The organism is Vagococcus proximus (assembly GCF_029143285.1).
Classification (GTDB): Bacteria; Bacillota; Bacilli; order Lactobacillales; family Vagococcaceae; genus Vagococcus_D; species Vagococcus_D proximus.
Genome location: NZ_JAPDSH010000007.1, coordinates 102,392 through 125,969 on the forward strand (window position 1 = coordinate 102,392; position 23,578 = coordinate 125,969).

Genomic DNA, 23,578 nt, shown 5'->3' on the forward strand with positions numbered 1-23,578 from the left:
GTTTTTTGTTTATTCAGCTAAAGGTTTTAAACGATAAATCTTAGATGGTCGTCCAATCCCAGTGGCTCGTTGACCGATTTCTTCTAAGTGTGGAAGCAAAGCTTTTTTAAAGTTTGAATGGTCAATCGCTTTAAAATCAAGGCCTAAAAATTTAGCAAATACTTTGCGAGCTTCTGCTACTGAGAAATCATCACCCAGAACTTGTAAAACTTTAGGTTCATGATACATTTTGTTTAAAACACGGTTGAAAGCCTTTAAAATAATTTGATCATGGTCAAAGGCTAAGGTCTCTTTACCGATAGATTGGTTAGTTTCTAAATCTAAAACAATGGCATCATGTTCATCATTTTCAAGTTTCAATAAATTATCTTCACGTTTGAAGGTAAACCATTTAGCCGCTTTAGCATCGTCACCAGCAAATAATGGCTCTTCACCAATAAAAGCAAGGTAACTTACTGTAATAACCCAGCCACGTGGGTCACGATTCGGGGTACTAAAGGTGTGAAGTTGTTCGATGTTTTCATGAGTAATAGCGACACCAGTCTCTTCTTGTGTTTCTCTGATGCAACTTTCTTCAGTAGATTCGCCGCGTTCTACAAAGCCTCCGGGAAGTGCCCATGAGTATTGGTAAGGATGGGTGTTACGTTGGATAAGTAAAATTTTCAGTTCATCATCTTTACGGTTATAACAAAGTAAGACATTGTCGATCGTAACAGATGGTGTGTCGTATGTCGGTAAATCTTGTTCAGCGTACCAAGTTAAGAACTCTTCTTCGGTCGCTTGACTTTCGTAGTAGTGTTTTTCCGCTTCTTTAGAAGGAAAGTCTTTCATAAAGACAACCATCCTTTCGTTTAATAGTTAGTATCATTGTAACAGAAAACTGTAGTCGGTTAAACTCCTTTAAGACGATAATCCGCGTAATAAAATGGACAAAAAAATAAGACCTTTAAGGTCTTATTTTTATTTGTAGCGAATGACTTCGATTTTATAACCATCAGGGTCCACGATAAAGTAATATGATGGTGGAACGCCAGGGAGTGCTTTTAAGTCAGTAACGTCAAAGCCAGCCGCTTTATGCTTAGCATGTAGGCCTTCTAAATCTTCAGAGGCGATGGCAATATGACCGTAACCATTTCCTAAATCATAGCCTTCATGTCCATAATTATAAGTTAACTCTAATTCGTAATCATCACCAGGTAATGTTAGGTAAACTAAGGTGAATTTGTGTTCTAGGAAATCACGACGGTTTGTTTCTTCAAAATCAAAAGCATCTTGGTAAAATTTAACGGATGCTTCTAAATCTTTAACGCGCACGCATGTGTGTGCCATTTTCATAATGTATCATCCTTTCATGTTTAGCGTAAGATAATTGTAGCATAGAAAAAGTGAAGCCTCTAGTTTTCAGTCTGATGCTTAGAAGGTACTACGACTTGTCCATTTAAAAGGTGAGCTTGAAAGTCTTTAAGACTGTCTGAAAATAAAGAACTTCCAGAATCATCTAACATTTCTTTAGGGAAGAAGAAACGCTCATCTCCGTGGGTCTGTCCTGCTAAGGCAGCAACTAAGGCACTAGCTTTTGATAATTCTACTAGAGAACCATCCTTTTGCATCAGTTCAATCTGAGTGCGATTTTTAGTTTGATTCGGTCGATAAAAATCATAAGGTAAGTCGTAGCTAGTGTTAACGGCTGTGTATGATTTTGAATTAAAGCCTACAGTTTCAATTAAACGAGTCATTTCTGTTAAAAGGTGTTTGTCCTGTTCAGGATTAGTCCGTACTGATTTTAATGGTTTCCTATTCAAAAAACGAGCAGCTAAGTCGCTGAGAATAGGGTCACTATCGTCCAACCACATTGTAAAGTAAGTGTTTAGTACACCGTCATCTAATTTTAAATAATCTTCCAAAGTATAGTTGTTTTCAAAAAAAGGAACGAGAAGACCGGCTTGTTTTTGGTGGTAAGTGTGATCATGTTCGTGTAAATAAGTACCACGCTTTAAGAGATGATCTAAAATAATTTCCATGCCCCTAGAAACAGGGTGAAAATAAACTTGCATATACATTTGATAACGGCTCACAATATAATCCTCAACGGAATGCATCCCATTAGCCAGGAAGGTAATGCCGTTTTTATAAGGCCGAATAATACGTAAGATACGCGTTAAATCAAAGGTGCCGTATTGAATACCAGTAAAATAAGCATCGCGTAATAGATAATCCATCCGATCTGCATCAATTTGACTAGAAATCATCTGTACAACTTGTGGATTAGGATAGGTCTTCTGAATCACACTGGCTACTTTTTCAGGAAACCCTTCTTCTACTTTATTAAGGATTTGAAAAATTTCAGTTTCTGGTGATGTTAAAATTTGTACCGTGATATCTTCATGGTTAGTATCAAATATTCCTTCAAAAGTATGAGAGTAAGGTCCATGTCCAACATCATGAAGTAGAGCAGCACATAATGTGACAAGTCGTTCAGCATCATCCCACCCATTTTCAGGGTCTTTTTCAATAGAATAGTTTTGTTCAAAGAGGTCACAGATTTGTTGTGTGATTTCATAAACGCCCAAAGAGTGTCCGAAACGACTGTGTTCACCGCCGTGGAAGGTCAGAGAAGTTGTTCCCAGTTGTTTAATTCGACGTAGTCGTTGGAATTCTTTTGAGTTGATTAGGTCAAGAACAACTTGATGGCTAACGTGAATGTCATCATGTACAGGATCCCGAAAGACTTTTTCAATCGGTAAACGCTGCTCCTTATAAGGTGTCATCATAGTGTTAATTTCCTTCCATTAGTTCTGTAATAGGTAAATTTCTTTTTTGCATGTTGGCGACAAATTTTTGAAAGTCGTCGTACGTATTTGTTTCATCTAGATAAGCTTGGAATGAATAAGGCGCAACATTTGCTTTAAAAATAAACTCGCTCGCTGCAATTAGACGGGCTTTGACATCGTCAGTGGTTAAGTCAGTTTGAAATAAATCAGACAATGTAGCCATTGAGCTGGGGTCTAAGTCGGGATAGCCATTTGTACCGAAGTCTTCTTTTAACCCTTTTTTATAAAAATGTTTAACTAGTTCTCCGCGGTCGGATTGAGGACCTGAGACGCTTAAATAGATCATAACAGCAATACCATTTCCGATACGACGCTGTGAGATACCCGCAAATTTCTTGTCACCAATACTCAAATCGTAGTCTCCGGGACAATAAGATTGAGCAATTTCTTTGGCTTCAATGGGTTGTTTGAAATCAGAGAATGCAATTGAAATAATTTCTTTCATCATCTCGTACGCATCGGGCACACTTTTCTTATTATCAGGATCATTAGGAATGATAAATGAAAAGTTTAGGATGCCATCATCTGATACGACAGCTAGCCCACCAGAGTTACGTGCTAAAAAATTATAGTCAGCTTCTTTAAAGACTGTTAGTCCCTCTTTTAAAAAAGGAAGTCTGGTATCTTTCATCCCTAAAATTACAGTAGGGTTGGTTTGCCAAAAGTGAATAAAAGAATGGTGTAATTTATCGGCTTGTCTGATAAATAAATCAGTAGCCGCAAATGGGGCAAGTGCTCCTAAAAGGTTATCATGTGGTTGGTCCAATAAAATAAGATTGGATGGTTGTGTTAGTATCATGGGGTATTAACCTCGTCTTTCATTGAAAGTAAGTGTTGATTTATTTTATCTCTTTTCCTATTATATACGATTTTAAAAGGAAATGTGACTATCTGGCTTTAGAGAATTAAAATAAGAAAACTTGAAACTATTGGCAAAAGACTATAAGATAAGAAAGAAGAAAAAAGTAGAGGATGACAACTATGAAAAATGGAAACCCGATTAACATAAAACTAGCAACAACAGTCGTACAAGAAGGAACAGAAGAAAAACATAACTTTGATGTGGCTGGCTTTTCAGTAGAAAAAGGCGGACATACTTACTTACGGTATGAAGAAACACATCAAGTAGAAGGTAACCAACTAACAGTCCCTGTGACAATTAAATTAGCAAGTGACGGTATGGTTCATCTAACACGTACGGCAGCAGGTCAACGCATGAAATTTGTCTTTTCAGAAGTAGAACCAACGATTACACATTACGCGACACCTTATGGCATGATGCCGTTAATGGTAAAAACAATTGCAATGAGACGTTCTGTAGAAAATGAGGGAACAAGCGGCACTTTAGTTGTAGATTATGAATTATATCAAGATGAAGAAAAAGTAGGCGATTATAATTTAAACCTAGTTTTTTCAAAATAAGAAAATCGCATTAAAATAGGATAAAAATACAAGTTTTAATTGCATTTTATCCTCAAACTATTGTATGATAAAGAGTAGACTACGAAAGGACGTGTGCCGTTTGGAAATAAAAGCTTTTGAAGGTGTCATTAAAGAAGAATTATCAATGATTGAAGTAGCACATGCTATTTTAGAACAACGTGGAGATGTTATGGACTTCTCTGATTTAGTTAACCAAATCCAAAATTATTTAGGTAAAGCAGATAGTGAAATCCGTGAAAACTTACCACAATTTTATACAGATTTAAATATTGATGGTAGTTTTATCTCATTAGGAGAAAATCGTTGGGGATTACGTTCATGGTACCCAATCGACTCTATCGATGAAGAAGTATCTCACTTAGGTGAAGACGAAGATGAAGATGCTCCTCGTCGTAAAAAACGTAAAAAAGTAAATGCATTCCTAGATATGAATGATGAAAATGCGATTGACTACAACGATGATGATCCGGAAGATGCAGATTTAGTTGCTGATGACGATACGGATTACATTGATGACGAAGACGATGAAGAAGAAGAAATCGCAGAGTACAATAAAGATTTATCTGAAATTGGTGCGGACACTGATGACGATGAAGAAGAAACAAACATTGAAGATCAATTAACTATCGTTGATGAAGATGATATTGATTATGACGATACAGATGAAGACGAAGAGTAAAAGTTTTAAAGCCTAGCTGAAAATGCTAGGCTTTTTTTGCGTACTTTTATTAAAAGGGGGAGGGAAGATGTTTGAACGAGTTAATAGATTATTGGTTAAAGAAAAAATAGGGCTAGGGATTGTTAGTTTTTTTTTACTATTAGGAGTATCTTTTATGGGATATAAGCTAGTCCACCATCTAGATAATGGCTCAATATCTGTTGATGTTACTAAGGAAACACTATGGCAAGATGATGGAAAGTCAACTAAAGATAGTAATGAGGAAAGTGAGCCAACTGAAACAGAGCACCCCACGACGTTGTATGCGGACATTAAAAGTGCTGTACAACATCCAGGCATTTACAAAATTGAAGATAACATGCGCGTGAATGATTTGGTAGAGTTAGCTGGTGGAATTTTGAAAGAGGCAGATGACAAACAGGTTAATTTTGCAAAAATTGTAACGGATCAAGCTGTTATTTATATACCTAAAAAAGGGGAAGAGATACCAATAACGCTATCTGAAAATCAAGAAAATAAGAAGGGAGAAGATGAAGGTGAGGCAAGTGGAGGAAAGGTAAATATTAATACGGCAACAAAAGAAATATTACAGACAGTATCAGGTATCGGCGAAAAAAAAGCTGAGGCCATATTAACATTCAGAGAGGAAAATGGAAGTTTTAAAACAGTTGATGATTTGAAGAATGTATCAGGTATAGGTGAAAAAACAGTTGAGAAACTTAAAGAAGAATTGACAGTCTAAATTATAAAGAAAGGGTTGGATTAAGTGAATATAAGTTGCCAGTACACCTAGATAAGCTTTACAATAGAGATATTAAACTAAAAAGGATAGGTGAGAATAGTGACGTTTCAACGAATTCCGTGGGATCAATATTTTATGGCACAGAGTGTTTTATTATCACTTAGAAGTACATGTTCGCGTTTAGCTGTAGGGGCAACTATAGTGAGAGACACACGTATTATAGCGGGGGGCTACAATGGGTCAGTTAGTGGTGATAGCCACTGTATTGATGAAGGGTGTTATGTTGTAGATAATCATTGTGTCAGAACAATTCATGCAGAGATGAATGCTATTCTACAATGTGCAAAATTTGGTGTTCCAACAGAAGGGGCAGAACTTTATGTGACCCATTTTCCGTGCTTACAGTGTACAAAGATGATATTACAAGCAGGTATTACAAAAATTCATTATTTAACGGACTATCGTAATGATGAGTATGCTATAAAATTGATTGAGCAAGCAGGTGTTACGGTTGAAAAGGTTCAGCTATCAACTAAATATTTTGCTGATATCCAATTTGGGAATGAAGATATTGTTAAAAACTTTAATAACGATTTATTTAAAGAAGATTAAGCAATTAGGTCAATTAAAAGGGTATATTATAGTTCCTTGCGTGTGTATGGTGTTGGTCAACTTTATTGTATTAAAAAGTAGTCTTATTGCAGTTGCAGTGGGGCTACTTTTTTTTATACGTATTTTATTAAGTCGAAATACAATAGTTCAACTTGCTTGTATAGTGACGATTGTGATAAGTACTATTGTATTCTTTTCGATTATAAAAAAAAGTACGGTTAACAAATCACTAGCAAAAGAAGCGAGTGCTATCACGTCGGTCTTTAGGATTAATCCCAATTCGATAAAGGTAAACGGTGAATCTGTACAAATGCAAGGTCAGTCTATTGACAAAAAACAAAAGTATACCATTTCTTACTATGTTAAAACAGAAAATGAACAGTTGTTTTTCAAAAAAACAACGGACTTTATTAACATAAAAGTAACAGCTGACCTGATAGAGCCTAAAGGAAAACGGAATTTAGGGTCATTTGATTATAAGGAATTTTTAAATCAACACGAGATATACCAACAGGTAAAAATAAAGCAAGTACTCAGTGTTACCAAAGGAAATATTGGAAGTTTATCAGACTACCTTAGTATTATTAGGAGTAGGTTGTCACATCATATAGATAAGAATCTGACGAAAAGTGTAGCGATGTATGTTAAAAGTTTGTTTTTAGGTTTAAAAGATCAAGAATTCAAACGTAATCAGGAGGCGTTGAGTCAGTTAGGTATTCTTCATTTTTTTAGTATTTCAGGTTTACATGTTTTCTTTTTTTTAAGACTACTAAGATACATAACATTGAGGAGCGGGGTAATAAAAGAGCATATTTATTGGTTAGAACTTGTTATGTTATTTTGTTTTTTTATTATTTCAGGTTCGGCTACAAGTGTAGGAAGAAGCGTTGGATATAGCACGATAAGCTTAAGTAATGACAGATTTAAGTTAGGCTTCAGTCAGTTAGATTGTTGGGCGTTGACCATGGGCATCTTTCTGATTTATTCACCGTATATTTTGATGCAAGTAGGGGGGATTTTTTCATTCACGTTGACTTTTTTTATGATTTATCTGGATCCTCTATGTGCTAAATTTCCCTCTAGATTCTTAAGGGACGTCTATTTTTCAAGTTGTTTAACTTTATTTTCTATTCCGACATTGAGTTATTTTTTTTATGAATGGAATATAACAGCGTTTATTTTAACACTTCTATTGGTACCTTTTTTTAGCACACTATTACTACCAATGTTAGTTATTGTTCTTATTATGAGTTTTGTTTATTTACCACCTATTATATTGACCATAGCGACAGTGGGATTAGATAATTTAAATAACTTATTTACTTCTATTAGTCGAGTCAGTATAGGAAAAATAGTAACTGGAAAGATACCAATTGGTCTTTATCTCCTAACCCTACTCTTGATTTTCATTTGGTTGGGGTTAGAGAAAAGAAGAGTTGGACGCTCTATATTATTGCTAGTGATGATTGTATTATTACCTTCGATGTTTAAGTGGGTTAATCCAATTGGCCAAGTTGCCTTTGTAGATGTAGGGCAAGGGTCTGGCTTAATTGTGGACTTACCCTTTCATAAAGGAACAGTTCTCATTGATACAGGGGGAGAAAAATTAACAAGAACGTATGGTGCTGATGATTGGCGTTACTATGATGGAGCAAAGAGTCAGGCTAATTATACTGTTATTCCATTCTTAAAAAGTAGGGGCGTTACAACTGTAGATAAAGCATTCATTACTCATGGGCATGAGGATCACTATGGTAATTTACTAGAGATAAATAAGGTAATTCCTATTAAACAGGTGTTATTTCCAAAAGGAGCAGTTAATCAGGTTGGCTTTTCTAAGGTTGTTCAGCAGTTAATAAAAGATAAAGTAGAAGTGAAAAATATAATGAGGGGAGTACGAACTGAATTTAGAGGGATAGGATTTAAAAGTTTGTATCCTATTGACGTTGGTGACGGGGCTAACAATGATTCATTAGTGATGAGTATGCGTGTAAAAGATAAACGATTTTTATTGATGGGAGATTTAGAAAAAGAAGGGGAAGATAGATTGATGAAAGTTGAACCGACTCTTGAAGCTGATATTTTATCTGTTGGACATCATGGAAGTAAAACCTCAAGTAGTCCAGCTTTTCTGAAACAAGTTAGACCACAAGTCGCAATTATTTCATGTGGTCTTAATAATAAATTTGGACATCCTAACCAAGAGACATTAACAGGTTTAAAAAAGGTACGGGCTACTGTTTACAGAACAGATCAAGAGGGCATGATTTATTTTAATTGGAACGGTTGGTCATCAAAACTCTCACTTCCAAATACTGTGATTGAGTGAATGGGGCTAGGAAAAACAAGGAGATAATGATAGGATAATAAGAGATAAAAGGGAATAAATATAGAGGGTGATTAATAATGAGCTTACAACAAGAAATTAGTAAAATAAAAGCAGGTAATTTGGCACCTATCTATTTAGTCTTAGGTGAGGAACGTTATCTAAGTGATATGTTTAAGCAAGCATTGTTAGATAGGATTGTAAAAACAGAGGATGATGAATTAAATACTGCAAGTTTTGATATGAAAGAGACTACTTTAGCTTATGCTTTGGAAGAAGCTAATACGATCCCATTTTTTGGAGAGTATCGGTTAGTAGGCGTGGAAAACCCATTTTTCCTGACCGGTGAGAAGAATAAAAGTGGGATAGAGCACAATACAGATGAGCTTATTACTTATTTGGAAGACCCTTCATTATCAACTGTTCTTGTTTTCTACGCACCATATGAAAAGTTAGACGAACGAAAAAAAATAGTTAAGCTTTTGAAGAAGAAAGCGATACTTATTGATGCTTCTAAAATGGAAGAACGTGATGTAAAAAATTATACACAGCAAGTTATTAAAAATGAGGGGTATGAGATTTCTCCTGAAGCTTTTGAGTTGTTTCTACATTTGACAGATATGGAATTGTCTAAGATTATGGGAGAGTTGACGAAGATTTTCTTATTTGCTTCAGATACTAAACAAATAACTAAAGATATGGTTGAAAACCTTGTACCGAAATCTTTGGAGCATAACATTTTTGCTATGATTAACTATGTTGTAGCAGGACAAAGTGATAAAGCGTTGATGCTTTATAAAGACCTCTTATTACAAGGGGAGGAAACAATCAAGATTAATAGTATTTTGATTGGTCAGTTCAGATTATTATTACAACTGAAAATTATGCAAGCAAATGGTTATCAACAGAGCAATATGTTAGATGTTATAGGAGGCCATCCTTTCCGTATAAAAAAAGGAATTCAACAGGTTAAAGCATTCGATTTGGAAGAATTAAAGAGCATTTTAGGTGAGCTAGTAGAAAATGATTATAAGATGAAAACAGGGCAACTATCTAAAGAGCTTGTCTTCGAATTGTTTATTTTAAAGTTTGGAAAAGCAAAATAGTGCAATAAAAAAAACCTTAATTAACTTAAGGTTTTTTTTATTATTTAGCTAATTTAGCGTGTAAACGTGATTTATCACGAGCAGCTTTGTTTTTATGGATAAGACCTTTTGTTTGAGCCATATCAATAGCACGAGCAGCAACTTTGTATAACTCTTCAGTGTTAGCCGCACCAGCTTCTAAAGCTTGTTCGTATTTTTTGATTGCAGTACGCATAGTGCTTAATTGTCCAGAGTTTAACTCATTAGATTTTTCAGCTGTACGTACACGTTTGATAGCAGATTCAATATTTGGCATGTATTTCACCTCCGATGATTATAAATTTACATTCAACAGGTGCCGAACGTAACTCAACGTTACAATTATACCTAATGATTATCGAGTTTGCAACAACTATTTATACACTTTTAGTGTCAGTTCGCTAGATAGGTTATTGTTCTAATATTTTTTAAAGCTATGTTATTATAAGGGTAAATAAAATAACACATTATGAGGTGATGGAGATGAATGCGGCTTTAATCGTAACGCTAATATTAACAATGGGAGTAATTTTTGTAAATGGGTTTACAGATGCACCGAATAGTATTGCGACAGCTATTTCAACAAAGGCATTAAAACCTAAGACGGCTATTTTGATAGCGGCGGTCATGTGCTTTTTAGGGGCACTCACGATGACATTTATTAATGCTGAGGTAGCAGAAACGATTAGTAATATTGTAACGTTTGATGAAGGAACAGGCTCACAGGCTCGCATAGCATTGATGGCATCACTTTTTTCTATCGTAACATGGGCGTTAGGGGCATGGTGGTTTGGTATTCCCACAAGTGAAAGTCATGCTTTAGTTGCTGGTTTAACTGGAAGCGCCCTAGCATTAGGGGGGATTGGTTCAGTTAATTCGGCAGAGTGGCTGAAGGTTGGGATAGGTTTAGTAGTTTCTACTATTGTTGGGTTTGGTGGTGGGTGGCTAATGACTCGGTTGATTCAACGTTTTGTAAAAGACCCTACCAGTAAGAAAAATAACGAACGCTTTAAAGGGTGGCAAATTCTCGGTGCCGTGCTAATGAGTTTTATGCATGGCATGCAAGATGGTCAAAAATTTATGGGCGTCTTTATGTTAGGGCTATATTACAATGGTCTGGCAGAGATGAATGGTAATGGTGGCTTCACGATTCCGATATGGGTAATGGTGTTATGTTCAGTCACAATTGGTTTAGGTGTAAGTTTTGGTGGGATGCGTATCATTGAGAATTTAGGTGATATGGCTGAGATTGACACTTATCAAGGTTTTAGTGCTGATGTCTCTGCGGCAGGTGCCCTTTTAGGTGCAGGATTGTTTGGTGTTCCGATGTCAACGACGCAAACTAAAACAACTGCTATTATGGGAGTTGGTGCGGCCCGAGATACTGCATCAGTAAAATGGAGCACAGCAAAAGAAATGATTTTGGCATGGGTCTTAACATTTCCGGGATGTATGGCGATTGCTTACTTTATAACACGAGTATTTTTATTAGTATTTTAGTAAAATAAAAACCACAGAATTTAATCTGTGGTTTTTTGTGTGCGTAATAGTCTCAATCCGTTGAGAATAACTAAAATAGTACTTCCTTCGTGACCAATAACACCAATTGGTAAGCTAATAATTTTAAAGAAATTTGAAATTATTAGTAAACAAATGACACTAACAGAAAAAATAATATTTTGTGTCACGATACGTTTTAGTTTTTTTGATAATCGGTGTGCCATTTGAAGTTTACTGATGTCATCTTGCATCAATACAACATCTGCAACATCAATTGCAATATCAGTCCCTTGACCCATTGCGACTCCTATAGAAGCATTTGCAAGGGCTGGAGCATCATTAACACCATCGCCAATCATTGCGTTGACACCATAGGTTTCTAATTGTTCTTTGATTAAATCAGTTTTTGTTTCAGGTGTACAGCTAGCATGTATTTCATCAATATTAAGCATTTTCCCAACAGCATGAGCTGTTTTGGGATGATCACCTGTCATCATAACCGTTTTAATATCTTGTTCTTGGAAGTATTTAATAGTTGAGATAGCTTCTTTTTTCGGAATATCTAATAGTCCAAAGAATGCAGTAATCTGATTATCTTTTGATAGAAATATGACAGTCTTTCCTTCTTCTTGTAATTGTTCAATGGTTTTTATATGGGAAGGTGGAAGTGGCTGAGTTGTAGCGAATTCTAAATTACCGACACGCCATTCCGATTGATCTTGTATGCCCAACATTCCTGAGCCTGTCATATCTTTTATTTCAATAGTTTGAAGTTGTTCTGTTACGTCATTCCTAAAATAAGAAGTTACTGCTTGAGCTAGTGGGTGAGTACTTGTTTTTTCCATAGCAAAAAGTGTATTTAAACTCGTCTCTTTTTCTTGTCCTTCATTTAAAAAGAAAGCATCGGTTATCACAGGTTTTCCTTTTGTTAGAGTTCCTGTTTTATCAAAACTGATCGCTTTCAAGTCAGATAATTGTTCTAGGAAGACACCGCCTTTAAAAAGAACACCATTCCTAGCACCAGAAGATATTGCTGCTAGTGTAGCAGGCGTGGCCGAGGCAACTAAGGCACACGGTGATGCAACAACAAGTAAGACCATACCACGGTAAAAACTTTCGTTCCAAGTCCAACCAAGGAAAAAATAAGGAATTAAAATCATCAATGGAACTGCTAATAAAACAACTTTAACATACGTGTTTTCAATACGATCTAAAAAGCTTGATGTTTTAGACGGTGTATTTTGTGCGTCTTCAACGAGTTGAACAATCTTACTGAATAAAGTATCCGAACTATTTTTTGAAACAGTCATTTCAAAAGCATTACCTAGGTTTATTGTTCCGGCGAAAACATCTTCACCTAAATACTTTTCAACAGGTAAAGACTCCCCTGTAATAGAGGCTTCGTCACATAGGACCTCTCCTTTTGTAATCATACCGTCAATCGGTATATTCGCCCCTTTTGGTACAAGTAACGTTTCACCAATAACTAAATCTTCTACAGCAACCTCTTCGGTAGTTTGATCAGGTAGGAGTCGAAGCGCATTTTCTGGCTGCATTTCGAGTAAGCTATATATTTCACGCTTACTTTTGTTAGTTGTGTATTCTTCTAAAGAGCCACTAAGAGAAAAGATAAAAGTTAACATAATTCCTTCAAACCAATAGCCAATTAAGCAAGCTCCAATTGCAGCCAGTGCCATAAGTAAATCGACACTTAGATGTTTTTCTTCAATGGTTTCTGTAATACCTTCTTTAGTTTGAAAATAACCGCCGATAACCATACCTGTAACAAAAATAAATGGAGCAATCGCATTACTATTTTTATCTAGGATCCAGCCCAATATCATAAAAATACCGCAAAGAGCAGTGGAAATCATTACTTGTTTTTCATGTGATAGTTTTGTCATTAATAGTCACTCCTTTTTTACTATCTTTAGAATAACAAACTATGAGAAAAATAGGGGTAAAATCAACCCTAATTGATAATGATACTCCTTATCAGTAGAGGTATTTTAAAACAGAAGACAACTATATCAGTCTTTTTCTACTCTTCATTACATAAAAGATAATGATAATCGTTATCATGTTATTTAGAATTATTATAAAAAAGATTAAGTTGTCTACATATAAGAAATCGCTTCGTCGCGTGTCATAAAGAAATGAATACCTGTAGTAGAATCTACCCAACGGTTAGTATTAAAATTAGATACAGTTACATAAGTACCGACTCGATAAATAAAGGCATCGTCTACATAGGAAGTAGCTTCTTTATATGAGATTTTTAAATCGGGACTCTTGATTGAGAGGACTTTTGCTTTTGAACAACGACAAGTATCGTTTGTTGCAGATGACCTCATAGCGTCTGCAGGAATCAGAAGTTGCACGATACGCTCTCCGTAACAATTCTTAAATCCCAGAAATGGCCCAGTTTTGGGACATTTTTGATGGAAATAACTCGTATCATCAGATGTAATAGCATCCGTTAAGTTAGCATTCTCTAATTGAGAGCAATAAAAATTAGCGCCACTTAAATTAGCATGATCAAAATTAGAACCACGTAAGTCAGCACCTATTAAAGAACTTCTAGTAAAGTTGGCATTGTTGAAGGTGCAATCTTTACAAAGTGAGCTGTCAAAAATCGTGTCAGTTAAATTTGTATGATTAAAATCTATATTAATGAAGGTGTAACCTGTGAAATCGTAGCCACTAAAATCGTTATGCGACCAGTTTTCATTTATATAGTATTTAGTAGAAGCTGTTAACATATTTTATCTTACACTCCCTTTTATAAGACTTGTTACTTACATCCTACACCGTCAGTGGAATAAAAGCATCTCAAAACAAAAAAACAGATTAGCGATTGCGCTAATCTGTTTTTTTATGTTAAGCCATTTGGAAGAACCAATAGCCGATTAAGATAATACCAAGGATGATACGATACCATCCGAAAGGTTTGAAGTCATTTGTTTTAATAAATTGTAATAAGAAGCGAATAGCAAATAATGAAACAACAAATGCGACCACACAGCCGACAAGTAAAATCATTCCTTCATCAAAGCTGAATGTATTTCCTTTAACAAAATATTTAACAAGTTTTAAGCCACTTGCACCAACCATAACGGGGATGCTTAGGAAGAATGAAAATTCTGCGGCAACAAAACGTGAGCAGCCGATTAACATTGCACCAATGATAGTAGCACCTGAACGTGACGTCCCAGGCATAAGAGCAAGAACTTGGAAAATACCAATAATCACAGCATGTTTGTAGGTGAACTGTGAGAAGTCAGTAATTTTTGCAGTACGTGTCTTGTTCCAGTTCTCTACAACAATAAATAAGATACCGTAGATAATTAACATTAAGGCAATTGGTAAGAATTTATGGAAATTTTCTTCAAACCAATCATCTAAAGGTAAACCGATAATAATAGCAGGAACACACGCAATTAATACTTTCCACCATAGCGTCCAAATTTCATTACGCTCAGTTTTTGTTTTCTTAAATGAAAGAGGGTTCAAGCGGTTGAAGTAAATAATAATAACGGCAATGATAGCGCCTAATTGTACAACCACGTTAAACATCTCTTTGAAATCTGCTGAAGCATTTAAGTGTAGAAATTCATCTACTAAAATTAAATGTCCAGTACTACTAATAGGTAGCCATTCGGTAATCCCTTCGACTATTCCTAAAATTACAGCTTTAAATAGATTAAACCAATCCATCTTGTCAGTCCTTCCGATTCAATATTTATAATATACCTCAATTAGTATACCGATTAATCGAATAAAAACCAATAATATTTTAGTAACTTAATATTTTCTGAAAGAATATAAAAAGGCAAAAGAGAGCAAACTAGCCTCTCTTTTGCCTTTTTATTAAATGTTAGTCGCCGAAAACTTTTTGACAATAGCGACGTAAGTTTGCTAATGAAATTTTTAATCCGTAATGGTTATCTTCAATCCCTTCAAATTCAATGGCAAGGGGACCTTTGTAGCCAGCATTACGTAATATGACTAAGCATTGTTCTACAGGCACGTTACCATGTCCTGTAATAGCACCGCGAAGGTAATTTCCACCACGAGTACCAAAGAATCCCTCACCTGGAAAAGCATCTGACCCCGGTTTAATGTGAAAGTCTTTTGCATGGGCATAGCCAGCATATGGTGCCACACGGCTAACAGCTTCTAAAGGATCTTCATCTACACATAAGAAATTCCCCATGTCTACTAATAATTTAAAGTTAGAATGGTTAACCATTGAGTAAAGTTGTTCAACACGTGTGCTATCTTGTGAGAAGAAACCATGATTTTCTACCATTGTCATAATCCCTTTTTTAGCAGCGTATTCAGTAACTTCTAAACAACCTTCTACAATATAAGGAAGAGCTTGATCAAATGAGAGACCTATTTTTCCAGATGTTGCATCATGCCGAACGCTTTTAGCTCCCAATATTTCAGCGATATCGATCATATTTTTAACACGAGCAACTTCAGCATTGAAATCACCGTCTGAACCGTTTAAAAAGTCAGCACCGAATGTAAAGTTTGTAATAGGGAAATTCAAGCGATCCATTTCTTTTTTTAATTCTTTTGCATAGTCACGGTCAGAGATTGAATCATCATGGATTAAGTCAACGATTTCAATGGCATCAAAGCCCATTTCTTTAGCGAGAGAGATGGTTTCTAATTGTGAAACTTCACCTTTTGAGATGAGTTGGTTAAAACTATAAGTACTGGCTGCAATAATTGTCATTGATTAATCCTCCTTGATTAGGACTTCATGTCCTGTTTCTGCTGATTCATAAATCGCATCTAGAATACGCATGATTGTGACACCATCTTCTGCAGGCGTTAAGCAGTCGATACCATTTGCAACACAATCGACAAAGTGTTTAATTTCATTATAGAATAAACCGTTCATATCTAAAGCGGTAGGTGTTTTTAATTGGATATCAGTCATATAACCATTCATATCCGTATAAAGTTCTAGAGACGGGTTTAGACGAGCACCACCTTTTGTCCCAAACATTTCGATTGTTCCTTCATCCTGTTTTAAGTTTAAGCTAAAACTTGCTTCTATTGAGATAACAGCACCGTTATCAAAACGAATCATAGCACTTGCTAAATCTTCAACGTCACAAATGTTTTTTTCATTGGCAGTTGAAGATGAATAGTCAACGGAGTCTTTAATAGTTGGACGGTCAAATAATTTTTGAAAAGTTGCTCCGTAGACAGAAATAGGTTTTGGTTGACCCATTAAATAGTTTAATAGGTCGATAACGTGAACGCCTAAATCAATAAGTGGGCCACCTCCAGAGCGTGATTTATCGCCAAACCAACCACCAGGGTTTCCATTACGGCGTAGATACGTTGCTTTTCCGTAATACATATCACCGAAAAAGTCATTATCACGGAAATCTGTGATAATACGAGCATCATTTCCGAAGCGGCGTACAAAGCCAATCATTAAAAGTTTTCCATTTTTATCAGCTGCTTCCTTCATAGCTTTTCCTTCTTCAACTGAAGTAGCCATAGGTTTTTCGCATAAGACATGTTTACCAGCGTTTAATGCGGCAATCGCACACTCAGCATGTGCCGCATTCCAAGTACAAACACTTACCGCATCGATGTCAGCTTTTTCCAACATTTCTTCTTTTGTTGTGAATGTTTCTTTGACACCATATTGTTCAGCCATTTTTTGTAGTTGATCAGGATTGATATCACAAAAGGCTACCAATTCAACGTTAGGCATTTTTTTATAAGCTTGAATATGTTCGTGTGAGATAGAACCCACACCGATAATTCCGATTTTAATTTTGTTTGACATAGTCAGTCCTCTTTTCTATAGGTAGGTATATTATTGATTTGTTTTTTGTTTTAAGAAGTTAACAGCTGCTAAAATATCAGCTTCTGGATTGTCACCAACTTCACGTTCAATGGTTAAGTAACCTTTATAATTAATATCATCTAGAGCTTTTAAGTAGGCATCAAAATCAACATCTCCTTGACCTAATGGAAGCTCGACAAATGCTTTCGCATTTTGGATTTCTTCTTCAACAGTTCCGTGCATGCCATATAAAACTTCAGGATCAATGTCAAAGTTTTTACGTCCATCTTTTGCATGTGTGTGAACGATATAGTCTTTTAATGTGTAGACAGCTTCAACTGGGTTATCACCCGTTACCATGACAAAGTTAGCAGGGTCTAAGTTAACAGCAAAACCTGTTCCTGGAAGAGGGTCTAAAAATCCTTTTAAAGTTGTTGCAATTTCAGGTCCTGTTTCAATAGCGTAGTGAGCATCCATTGTGTTTGCATATTCTGCTAATTCAAAACAAGCTTCTTGCATTAGTTTAAAACGATCATGGTTTTGGTCAGCAGGAATTACGCCAATATGAGTTGTGACAATATTAGTACCAAGTTCCATCGCTAAATCCATAACACGTTTTGATTCGTCCATAATTTGTGGGTAGCGTGTTTTGTCATGTAACATCAAATCTGCTACTAATCCAGAAATGTCTAATCCAGCATCTTTTACTTGTGATAAGAAAAGTTTTGCTTTGTCGTTTGAAAGGTTACGAGCAGAAAGTTCACCATTAAAGGCATGAACTTGGATACCTTGTGCGCCAACACGAACTGCTTGTTCAAGCGCCACCTCGTAGTCTGTTCTAAATGATTCTAGCATGACGCCAATTGGAAATTTATACATGTATTATTCCTCCTAAGGGATTAGTTTATGATTGTATTGTATACGTTTTCAATCCAGAGAGATAGATGAGATATTGCTAAGTAATGGTAAAATCTTGCTATATTAAAAAAAGACAGCTATTAATAGCTGTCTTTTTTTAACTCTTCTGAAGGAAGGTAACCAAAGTGTTTACGATAAGTTTTTGAAAAGTAAGAAGCATCGTTGAAGCCGCAAGCAATGGCACAGTCGGAAACGACTGCATTAGGCTGGCTCAAGAGAAGTTGCGCCCGAGTGCAACGAAAATGAGTGATAAATTCATTTACAGTAAGGTTAGTGACTTCTTTAAACACTCGACAAAAATGAAACTTGCTTACACCTACATGGTTGCATATATTATCAATTAGAATAGGTTCATGATAATGAGTCGCGATGTAATCAATACCAGCTTTGGCTATATCGATTTTAGTATTACCGCTTTTTATGTTTGTAACCATTTCAGCTGCTAGATATCGATGAAGAAGACCAATCATTTGTAGACTCATTCCTTGTAAAATAGCCTTATGAAAGTCTGATTTAGTATCAAATTCTTTCATCATATTTTTATAGAGTGAGCTTATTTCCACATGAGTGGTTTTATTTTTAAAATGGTAGTGAGTATAATCTAGTCCAAATTTTGCAATAAAAGTATGCTCAATGATTAAACACCGATAGGTTGAGTGTGGAGTTAAGGTTTTCATGCTGTGAAGGCAATTTGAGTCGATAATGATGATATCACCTGGTTCAGCTGTAATTTCTTGATCGTTAATCGTAACAAGTAATTGGCCTGTTTGGATGAGTAGTAGCTCGATATTTGTATGCCAATGAGGTAAAACTTCACTGTCAATGAAACAAGAATGTAAAAGCAAAGGTAAATCTGGGTCTGGACAAAGATGTGTTTCATATAAAATAGAGGTCATATGCTTGGCTCCTTACTAAAATTCAACGAAATAAAACTTGCAATCACGTATGATACCCCTTACATTATAAGACAGATAGAATGTGGTCACAATCTTTTTTAGTGACTTAGTTTAAGATAGAAGGTGAACAGAATGAGTGTCAGTAAATTTTTAGAAATTCCTGATTTAGATAATGAGTTTCCGTTTAGAAGTTTTAATGATTATGGGTTAGCCTTGGTATACCCCCATTGGCATAAAGAGGTAGAGTTTATTTATGTGATTAAAGGATCTATTCAAATAGGTGTACATGATGATTTGGTGCAAGTAGATGAAGGAGAAATTTATTTTTTTACGAGTGGTCAAACACATTATATACTAGCGGCACCAGGCAGTGAACGATTGGTTTATCAGTTTGATACAAAATTATTTTTTGAGCAAGATCCATTAAAAACGAAACAGGAAAGCTTAAAAGATATTTTTAATACGCGTGAGAATTTTAGTCGAAATTGGCCTAAGTATGTGGAGCAAGAAGTGAGTGAGTGTTTAGCAAATTTACATGATGAAGTTTTAGAAAAAGAGATGGGCTATCTTTTTCAAATCCAACGCTATCTTTATGACCTGGTAGCATTATTTGCCAGAAAAGTTCCTAAAAAGATGGAGCCAATGAAAAAGGCACTAACAGATGATTCCATGAAAAATAAAGAAACACTTGAACGAATGGACAAAATTTTTGCTTATATTGAGGACCATTATAATACTGGGGTGACATTAGAGGAAGTGGCTAGACACATTGGGTTTAGTCCCCATTATTTTACACGCTTTTTCAAAAAGAACACAGGAACAACTTTTGTAGGATTTTTAACGGAATATCGCCTAACAATTGCTAAATCAATACTAGGTACAGAAGACCTACCAATGGTAGAAGTAGCTGAGAAGTCTGGATTTAATAGTGTGAAAACTTTTCATCATGTCTTTAAAGAAAATGTTGGAATGTCACCATTAAAGTATCAAAAGTCAATATCTGGGAATTAAATAATAACTCTTGGGAAGAAATCTCTCCATTCGTTTTGTATAGTAAAGGTATACAAAAACGAGTTGGAGGGATTTTTTTATGACATTAAAAGTTGGAATTATCGGTTGTGGTGGGATTGCAAATGGGAAACATATGCCCGCGCTTAAACAAGTAAAAGAAATAGAAATGGTTGCATTTTGTGATAGTATTATTGACCGAGCAGAGCAGGCTGTTAAAGAATACGGAAATGAAAGCGCTAAATCATATGAGGATTATCGTGAGTTATTAAAAGATAATTCAGTTGACGTTATCCATGTGTGTACACCGAACAGTTCTCATGCAGAGATATCAATTGCGGCAATGGAAGCAGGAAAACATGTTATGTGTGAAAAACCAATGGCTAAGACATCAGAAGAAGCACGTCAAATGATTGCAGCTTCTGAACGTACAGGTATGAAGTTAACAATCGGGTATCAAAATCGTTTTAGAACTGATTCAACTTATCTAAAACAAGCCTGTGAAGAAGATGATTTGGGTGACATCTATATTGGAAAAGCTCATGCGATACGTCGACGTGCTGTTCCGACTTGGGGAGTATTTTTAGATGAAGAGGCACAAGGCGGTGGACCGTTGATTGATATTGGAACACATGCTTTAGATTTAACGTTGTGGATGATGGATAATTATAAGCCAAAATATGTCGTGGGCAATACTTACCGAAAACTTGCTGACACCGAAAATGCAGCAAATGCATGGGGCCCGTGGGATCCTAAAAAATTTACTGTTGAAGATTCAGCTTTTGGTTTTGTTACCATGGAAAATGGTGCAACAATCTATCTAGAAGCGAGTTGGGCATTAAATACAACAGATGTAAGCGAAGCTGTCACAACGTTATCAGGAACGAAGGCAGGCGCTACTATGAAAAATGGGCTAGTTATTAATGGTGAAGATAGAGGACTATTATATGAGAAAAAAATTGATTTAGAGGCAGCAGGTGTCGCTTTCTTTGAAGGTGCTAGCCAAGATCCAGCGGTTAATGAAGCTCGTTCGTGGATTAATGCTATTTTGACGGACACAGAGCCAGTTGTTAAGCCGGCACAAGCTTTGGTCGTAACTGAAATTTTAGAAGCCATGTATGAATCATCAAAACTAGGAGAACCTGTTTTCTTAAATAAATAGAGTGAGGTCGATTAAGATGGAGCCAATGATTAGTTTACAATTGTGGAGTGTGCAAGAAGCGTGTGAGGAAGATTTTTTAGGAACACTCACAAAAGTTAAAGAGTTCGGCTATGATGGTGTTGAGTTTGCTGGCTATTACGGTCTGGATGCAGATGTAATTAAAGAGCATTTAGATAAATTAGGACTTAAAGTGTCTGGTTCTCATATTGCAGCAGGTAAACTGAAGGAAGATTTAGCTGGAACAATTGAATTTGAGAAAAAAATAGGAAATAACACAATTATCATCCCTTGGATTGAAAGTGGAAGTAAAGACAAATGGGAAGAAAATTTTGCATTCTTTAATGAAATCCAACCGGTTATTGAATCAGCTGGTATGTTATTAAGTTATCATAATCACTCGCATGAATTTACTGAAATAACTAACTTTTCAGCATTGGAAGAGATGCTAAAATCAGTACCTAAAATGAAGCTAGAGGTAGATACTTACTGGGTGAATTTTGCTGGAGAAGATACTTTAGAATGGTTAGAAAATTATAAAAAATATATCGATTGTCTACACATTAAAGATGCTATTAAACTGGAAAATGATTTTGAAAGTACCGAATTAGGAAAAGGAATTCTTCCTTTAAAAGATTATGCTAAATTTGGTGCGGACAATCAGTTAAGGTGGTTAGTGATAGAGCAAGAAGCATTTCAAGAGTTATTGCCAATGGAAAGTGCAGCATATAATCAAAAAGTACTAAGAACTATTTTGAAAGAGGTGTAGAGATAATGATAAATGTCACAGTTTGGAATGAATACCGCCATGAAAAAGAAAGTGACGAGGTTCGTTCGGTTTACCCAGAAGGCATTCATGAGCAATTAAAAAGTTTTTTAAAAGATGAGTTTACCGTTCATACAGCCACTCTTGATGAACCAGAGCATGGACTAACTGTAGAGGTTTTAGAAAATACAGATGTTTTGATTTGGTGGGGACATAAAGCACATCAAGATGTTAGTGATGAAATTGTTAATCGTGTTCACGAACGCGTTCTTCAAGGAATGGGGTTAATAGTGCTTCATTCAGGGCATATGTCGAAGATTTTTATTAAATTAATGGGGACAACTTGTGATTTGAAATGGCGTGAAGCGGATGAGCGTTGTCATATTTGGACGGTGGATCCAAGTCATCCGATTGCTGAAGGATTAGGCGAGTGTATTAAATTGGAAAAAGAAGAGATGTATGGTGAGCACTTTGATATTCCTGCACCTGAAGAATTAATCTTTATTAATTGGTATGAGGGAGGCGAAGTATTTAGAGGGGGCTGTACATACCGACGTGGAAATGGAAAGATATTTTATTTCCAACCGGGACATGAAACGTATCCAACTTACTACCATAAAGATATCCAACGCGTGATTAAAAATAGTGTACGTTGGGCTAATCCAACAGCTAACACTTATCCTACGTATGGTCATCATCAACCGGTCGTACCAATTCAAAAAAAATAAAAACAAAGAAAAGAGGAAAAATAATGAAACTAGGCGTATTTACACCATTATTTAATAACTTATCTTTTGAAGAAATGATAGATAAAGTATCGGCTTCGGGGCTTAGCACCGTTGAAATTGGAACAGGTGGCTCCCCTGGAAATGCTCATTGTAATATTGACGAGCTTTTGGAAAGTGAGATAGCTAGAGAAGAGTATCAAACGAAATTAAGAGACAAAGGGCTAACAATTAGTGCCTTTAGTTGTCATCATAATACCATCTCTCCAGATCCTGAGGTAGCAAAGGAAGCGGATGAGTTACTACGAAAAACGATCAAGCTTGCGTCGTTAATGTCAGTTCCTGTTGTGAATTGTTTTTCAGGTGTAAGTGGTGGGAATGAGACAGATACAGCAGTTAATTGGCCAGTTTTACCATGGCCGACTGAGTATAATGACAGTTATGAATGGCAGTGGGAAAATCGATTGATTCCTTATTGGAAAGAAATTAACACCATAGCAGAAGACGCTAATGTCAAAATAGGAATCGAATTACACGGTGGTTTTCTGTGCCATACCCCGTATACAATGTTAAAACTACGTGAAGAAACAGGCCCGGCAATAGGTTGTAACTTAGACCCATCTCACTTGTGGTGGCAAGGAATTGATCCAGTAGGTGCTATTAAAATACTAGGTAAAGCAGGAGCGATTCACCATTTCCATGCTAAAGATACGTATTTGGACCAAGATAATATTAATATGTATGGTTTAACTGATATGCAGCCATACGGCAATGTTCAAACGAGAGCTTGGACATTTAGATCTGTAGGATGTGGGCATAGCTTGCAAGAATGGTCAGACATCATTAGTGCATTAAGAACCTATGGGTATGATTATGTTTTAAGTATTGAACATGAAGACCCAATAATGTCAATTGATGAGGGCTTTGGCAGAGCAGTAACCAATTTGAAGAGCATTATGATCAAGGACTTACCAGGCGATATGTGGTGGGCGTAAGTTGTCACATTAGAACAATATTGGAGGGAATAA

Annotated in this window: 24 protein-coding genes; 12 read left to right on the plus strand and 12 right to left on the minus strand. The window is 35.9% G+C overall.

The annotated features are described in order from the left end of the window. Positions 1 to 9: 9 nt before the first annotated feature. The 4 genes from OL233_RS09400 to OL233_RS09415 form a co-directional block, all read right to left on the minus strand. Positions 10 to 831 carry an NUDIX domain-containing protein gene (locus tag OL233_RS09400; RefSeq protein ID WP_275472060.1) on the minus strand — a complete coding sequence of 274 codons (822 nt, stop codon included), beginning with the start codon at positions 829 to 831 and terminating at the stop codon, positions 10 to 12. A gap of 129 nt (positions 832 to 960) precedes the next feature. Further along, on the minus strand, positions 961 to 1,335 hold the full coding sequence (gloA, locus tag OL233_RS09405) for a lactoylglutathione lyase (protein ID WP_275472061.1): 375 nt from the start codon (positions 1,333 to 1,335) through the stop codon (positions 961 to 963). A gap of 59 nt (positions 1,336 to 1,394) precedes the next feature. Next, the gene (locus OL233_RS09410) at positions 1,395 to 2,771 is read right to left on the minus strand and encodes an HD domain-containing protein (RefSeq protein WP_275472062.1); all 1,377 of its coding nucleotides are present in this window, start codon (positions 2,769 to 2,771) and stop codon (positions 1,395 to 1,397) included. A 4-nt stretch (positions 2,772 to 2,775) separates the two neighbouring features. Continuing rightward, positions 2,776 to 3,630, minus strand: a complete 855-nt coding sequence (locus OL233_RS09415; protein WP_275472063.1) for a lipoate--protein ligase family protein — start codon at positions 3,628 to 3,630, stop codon at positions 2,776 to 2,778. 182 nt (positions 3,631 to 3,812) lie between these two features. On the opposite strand from OL233_RS09415, the gene OL233_RS09420 reads away from it, so the two are divergent. From OL233_RS09420 to holA, 6 genes are all read left to right on the plus strand, one after another. Continuing rightward, entirely contained in the window at positions 3,813 to 4,253 is a 441-nt protein-coding gene (locus OL233_RS09420) for a YwiB family protein (protein ID WP_275472064.1), read from the plus strand. Between the two features lie 100 nt (positions 4,254 to 4,353). Beyond that, positions 4,354 to 4,953 (plus strand): DNA-directed RNA polymerase subunit delta, encoded by a 600-nt coding sequence (gene rpoE / locus OL233_RS09425; protein ID WP_126832568.1) that lies wholly within the window; start codon positions 4,354 to 4,356, stop codon positions 4,951 to 4,953. Positions 4,954 to 5,020: 67 nt separating this feature from the next. Further along, complete coding sequence (locus tag OL233_RS09430) at positions 5,021 to 5,695, plus strand: helix-hairpin-helix domain-containing protein (RefSeq protein WP_275472065.1); 675 nt, start codon at positions 5,021 to 5,023, stop codon at positions 5,693 to 5,695. Positions 5,696 to 5,794: 99 nt separating this feature from the next. Next, on the plus strand, positions 5,795 to 6,307 hold the full coding sequence (locus OL233_RS09435; RefSeq protein WP_275472066.1) for a ComE operon protein 2: 513 nt from the start codon (positions 5,795 to 5,797) through the stop codon (positions 6,305 to 6,307). Further along, a complete protein-coding gene (locus OL233_RS09440; RefSeq protein WP_275472067.1) occupies positions 6,267 to 8,636 on the plus strand; it encodes a DNA internalization-related competence protein ComEC/Rec2 in 2,370 nt (789 codons plus the stop codon). The genes OL233_RS09435 and OL233_RS09440 overlap by 41 nt, the downstream gene beginning before the upstream one ends. Positions 8,637 to 8,713: 77 nt before the next feature. Further along, positions 8,714 to 9,739 carry a DNA polymerase III subunit delta gene (holA, locus tag OL233_RS09445; protein ID WP_275472068.1) on the plus strand — a complete coding sequence of 342 codons (1,026 nt, stop codon included), beginning with the start codon at positions 8,714 to 8,716 and terminating at the stop codon, positions 9,737 to 9,739. 40 nt (positions 9,740 to 9,779) lie between these two features. Here the strand turns inward: holA and rpsT are convergent, their stop codons facing one another. Next, on the minus strand, positions 9,780 to 10,034 hold the full coding sequence (gene rpsT, locus OL233_RS09450; protein ID WP_126832579.1) for a 30S ribosomal protein S20: 255 nt from the start codon (positions 10,032 to 10,034) through the stop codon (positions 9,780 to 9,782). Between the two features lie 206 nt (positions 10,035 to 10,240). Between rpsT and OL233_RS09455 the strand changes: the two genes are divergently transcribed. Beyond that, positions 10,241 to 11,257, plus strand: a complete 1,017-nt coding sequence (locus tag OL233_RS09455; RefSeq protein WP_275472069.1) for an inorganic phosphate transporter — start codon at positions 10,241 to 10,243, stop codon at positions 11,255 to 11,257. 20 nt (positions 11,258 to 11,277) lie between these two features. On the opposite strand, the gene OL233_RS09460 is transcribed toward OL233_RS09455, so the two are convergent. The 7 genes from OL233_RS09460 to OL233_RS09490 form a co-directional block, all read right to left on the minus strand. After that, entirely contained in the window at positions 11,278 to 13,161 is a 1,884-nt protein-coding gene (locus tag OL233_RS09460; protein ID WP_275472070.1) for a heavy metal translocating P-type ATPase, read from the minus strand. A gap of 213 nt (positions 13,162 to 13,374) precedes the next feature. Continuing rightward, a complete protein-coding gene (locus OL233_RS09465; RefSeq protein ID WP_275472071.1) occupies positions 13,375 to 14,019 on the minus strand; it encodes a pentapeptide repeat-containing protein in 645 nt (214 codons plus the stop codon). 118 nt (positions 14,020 to 14,137) lie between these two features. Then, positions 14,138 to 14,974 carry an undecaprenyl-diphosphate phosphatase gene (locus OL233_RS09470; RefSeq protein WP_275472072.1) on the minus strand — a complete coding sequence of 279 codons (837 nt, stop codon included), beginning with the start codon at positions 14,972 to 14,974 and terminating at the stop codon, positions 14,138 to 14,140. A 160-nt stretch (positions 14,975 to 15,134) separates the two neighbouring features. Then, entirely contained in the window at positions 15,135 to 16,004 is an 870-nt protein-coding gene (locus OL233_RS09475) for a sugar phosphate isomerase/epimerase family protein (protein ID WP_275472073.1), read from the minus strand. 3 nt (positions 16,005 to 16,007) lie between these two features. Further along, complete coding sequence (locus OL233_RS09480; RefSeq protein WP_275472074.1) at positions 16,008 to 17,078, minus strand: Gfo/Idh/MocA family protein; 1,071 nt, start codon at positions 17,076 to 17,078, stop codon at positions 16,008 to 16,010. A gap of 30 nt (positions 17,079 to 17,108) precedes the next feature. Then, positions 17,109 to 17,957, minus strand: a complete 849-nt coding sequence (locus tag OL233_RS09485; protein WP_275472075.1) for a sugar phosphate isomerase/epimerase family protein — start codon at positions 17,955 to 17,957, stop codon at positions 17,109 to 17,111. Between the two features lie 119 nt (positions 17,958 to 18,076). Beyond that, positions 18,077 to 18,892: an AraC family transcriptional regulator gene (locus OL233_RS09490; RefSeq protein ID WP_275472076.1), complete on the minus strand. Its 816-nt coding sequence runs from the start codon at positions 18,890 to 18,892 to the stop codon at positions 18,077 to 18,079. Positions 18,893 to 19,024: 132 nt separating this feature from the next. Between OL233_RS09490 and OL233_RS09495 the strand changes: the two genes are divergently transcribed. The 5 genes from OL233_RS09495 (at position 19,025) to OL233_RS09515 (ending at position 23,545) form a co-directional block, all read left to right on the plus strand. Further along, positions 19,025 to 19,903: an AraC family transcriptional regulator gene (locus OL233_RS09495; protein ID WP_275472077.1), complete on the plus strand. Its 879-nt coding sequence runs from the start codon at positions 19,025 to 19,027 to the stop codon at positions 19,901 to 19,903. Positions 19,904 to 19,982: 79 nt separating this feature from the next. Then, on the plus strand, positions 19,983 to 21,062 hold the full coding sequence (locus OL233_RS09500) for a Gfo/Idh/MocA family protein (protein WP_275472078.1): 1,080 nt from the start codon (positions 19,983 to 19,985) through the stop codon (positions 21,060 to 21,062). A gap of 1 nt (position 21,063) precedes the next feature. Next, positions 21,064 to 21,828, plus strand: a complete 765-nt coding sequence (locus OL233_RS09505) for a sugar phosphate isomerase/epimerase family protein (RefSeq protein ID WP_275472079.1) — start codon at positions 21,064 to 21,066, stop codon at positions 21,826 to 21,828. A 5-nt stretch (positions 21,829 to 21,833) separates the two neighbouring features. Further along, positions 21,834 to 22,553 carry a ThuA domain-containing protein gene (locus OL233_RS09510; protein ID WP_275472080.1) on the plus strand — a complete coding sequence of 240 codons (720 nt, stop codon included), beginning with the start codon at positions 21,834 to 21,836 and terminating at the stop codon, positions 22,551 to 22,553. Between the two features lie 23 nt (positions 22,554 to 22,576). Beyond that, positions 22,577 to 23,545 carry a sugar phosphate isomerase/epimerase family protein gene (locus OL233_RS09515; RefSeq protein ID WP_275472081.1) on the plus strand — a complete coding sequence of 323 codons (969 nt, stop codon included), beginning with the start codon at positions 22,577 to 22,579 and terminating at the stop codon, positions 23,543 to 23,545. Positions 23,546 to 23,578 lie beyond the last annotated feature (33 nt).

Excerpts from the sequence above, each read along its gene's own strand:
- OL233_RS09475 (WP_275472073.1), bottom strand. The coding sequence starts at position 16,004 with ATGACAATTATTGCAGCCAGTACTTATAGTTTTAACCAACTCATCTCA.
- gloA (WP_275472061.1), bottom strand. The coding sequence starts at position 1,335 with ATGAAAATGGCACACACATGCGTGCGCGTTAAAGATTTAGAAGCATCC.
- OL233_RS09430 (WP_275472065.1), top strand. The coding sequence starts at position 5,021 with ATGTTTGAACGAGTTAATAGATTATTGGTTAAAGAAAAAATAGGGCTA.
- OL233_RS09470 (WP_275472072.1), bottom strand. The coding sequence starts at position 14,974 with ATGGATTGGTTTAATCTATTTAAAGCTGTAATTTTAGGAATAGTCGAA.
- OL233_RS09485 (WP_275472075.1), bottom strand. The coding sequence starts at position 17,957 with ATGTATAAATTTCCAATTGGCGTCATGCTAGAATCATTTAGAACAGAC.
- rpsT (WP_126832579.1), bottom strand. The coding sequence starts at position 10,034 with ATGCCAAATATTGAATCTGCTATCAAACGTGTACGTACAGCTGAAAAA.
- OL233_RS09510 (WP_275472080.1), top strand. The coding sequence starts at position 21,834 with ATGATAAATGTCACAGTTTGGAATGAATACCGCCATGAAAAAGAAAGT.
- OL233_RS09415 (WP_275472063.1), bottom strand. The coding sequence starts at position 3,630 with ATGATACTAACACAACCATCCAATCTTATTTTATTGGACCAACCACAT.
- OL233_RS09495 (WP_275472077.1), top strand. The coding sequence starts at position 19,025 with ATGAGTGTCAGTAAATTTTTAGAAATTCCTGATTTAGATAATGAGTTT.
- OL233_RS09460 (WP_275472070.1), bottom strand. The coding sequence starts at position 13,161 with ATGACAAAACTATCACATGAAAAACAAGTAATGATTTCCACTGCTCTT.
- OL233_RS09455 (WP_275472069.1), top strand. The coding sequence starts at position 10,241 with ATGAATGCGGCTTTAATCGTAACGCTAATATTAACAATGGGAGTAATT.
- OL233_RS09500 (WP_275472078.1), top strand. The coding sequence starts at position 19,983 with ATGACATTAAAAGTTGGAATTATCGGTTGTGGTGGGATTGCAAATGGG.
- OL233_RS09410 (WP_275472062.1), bottom strand. The coding sequence starts at position 2,771 with ATGATGACACCTTATAAGGAGCAGCGTTTACCGATTGAAAAAGTCTTT.
- holA (WP_275472068.1), top strand. The coding sequence starts at position 8,714 with ATGAGCTTACAACAAGAAATTAGTAAAATAAAAGCAGGTAATTTGGCA.
- OL233_RS09515 (WP_275472081.1), top strand. The coding sequence starts at position 22,577 with ATGAAACTAGGCGTATTTACACCATTATTTAATAACTTATCTTTTGAA.
- OL233_RS09480 (WP_275472074.1), bottom strand. The coding sequence starts at position 17,078 with ATGTCAAACAAAATTAAAATCGGAATTATCGGTGTGGGTTCTATCTCA.
- OL233_RS09400 (WP_275472060.1), bottom strand. The coding sequence starts at position 831 with ATGAAAGACTTTCCTTCTAAAGAAGCGGAAAAACACTACTACGAAAGT.
- OL233_RS09465 (WP_275472071.1), bottom strand. The coding sequence starts at position 14,019 with ATGTTAACAGCTTCTACTAAATACTATATAAATGAAAACTGGTCGCAT.
- OL233_RS09490 (WP_275472076.1), bottom strand. The coding sequence starts at position 18,892 with ATGACCTCTATTTTATATGAAACACATCTTTGTCCAGACCCAGATTTA.
- OL233_RS09420 (WP_275472064.1), top strand. The coding sequence starts at position 3,813 with ATGAAAAATGGAAACCCGATTAACATAAAACTAGCAACAACAGTCGTA.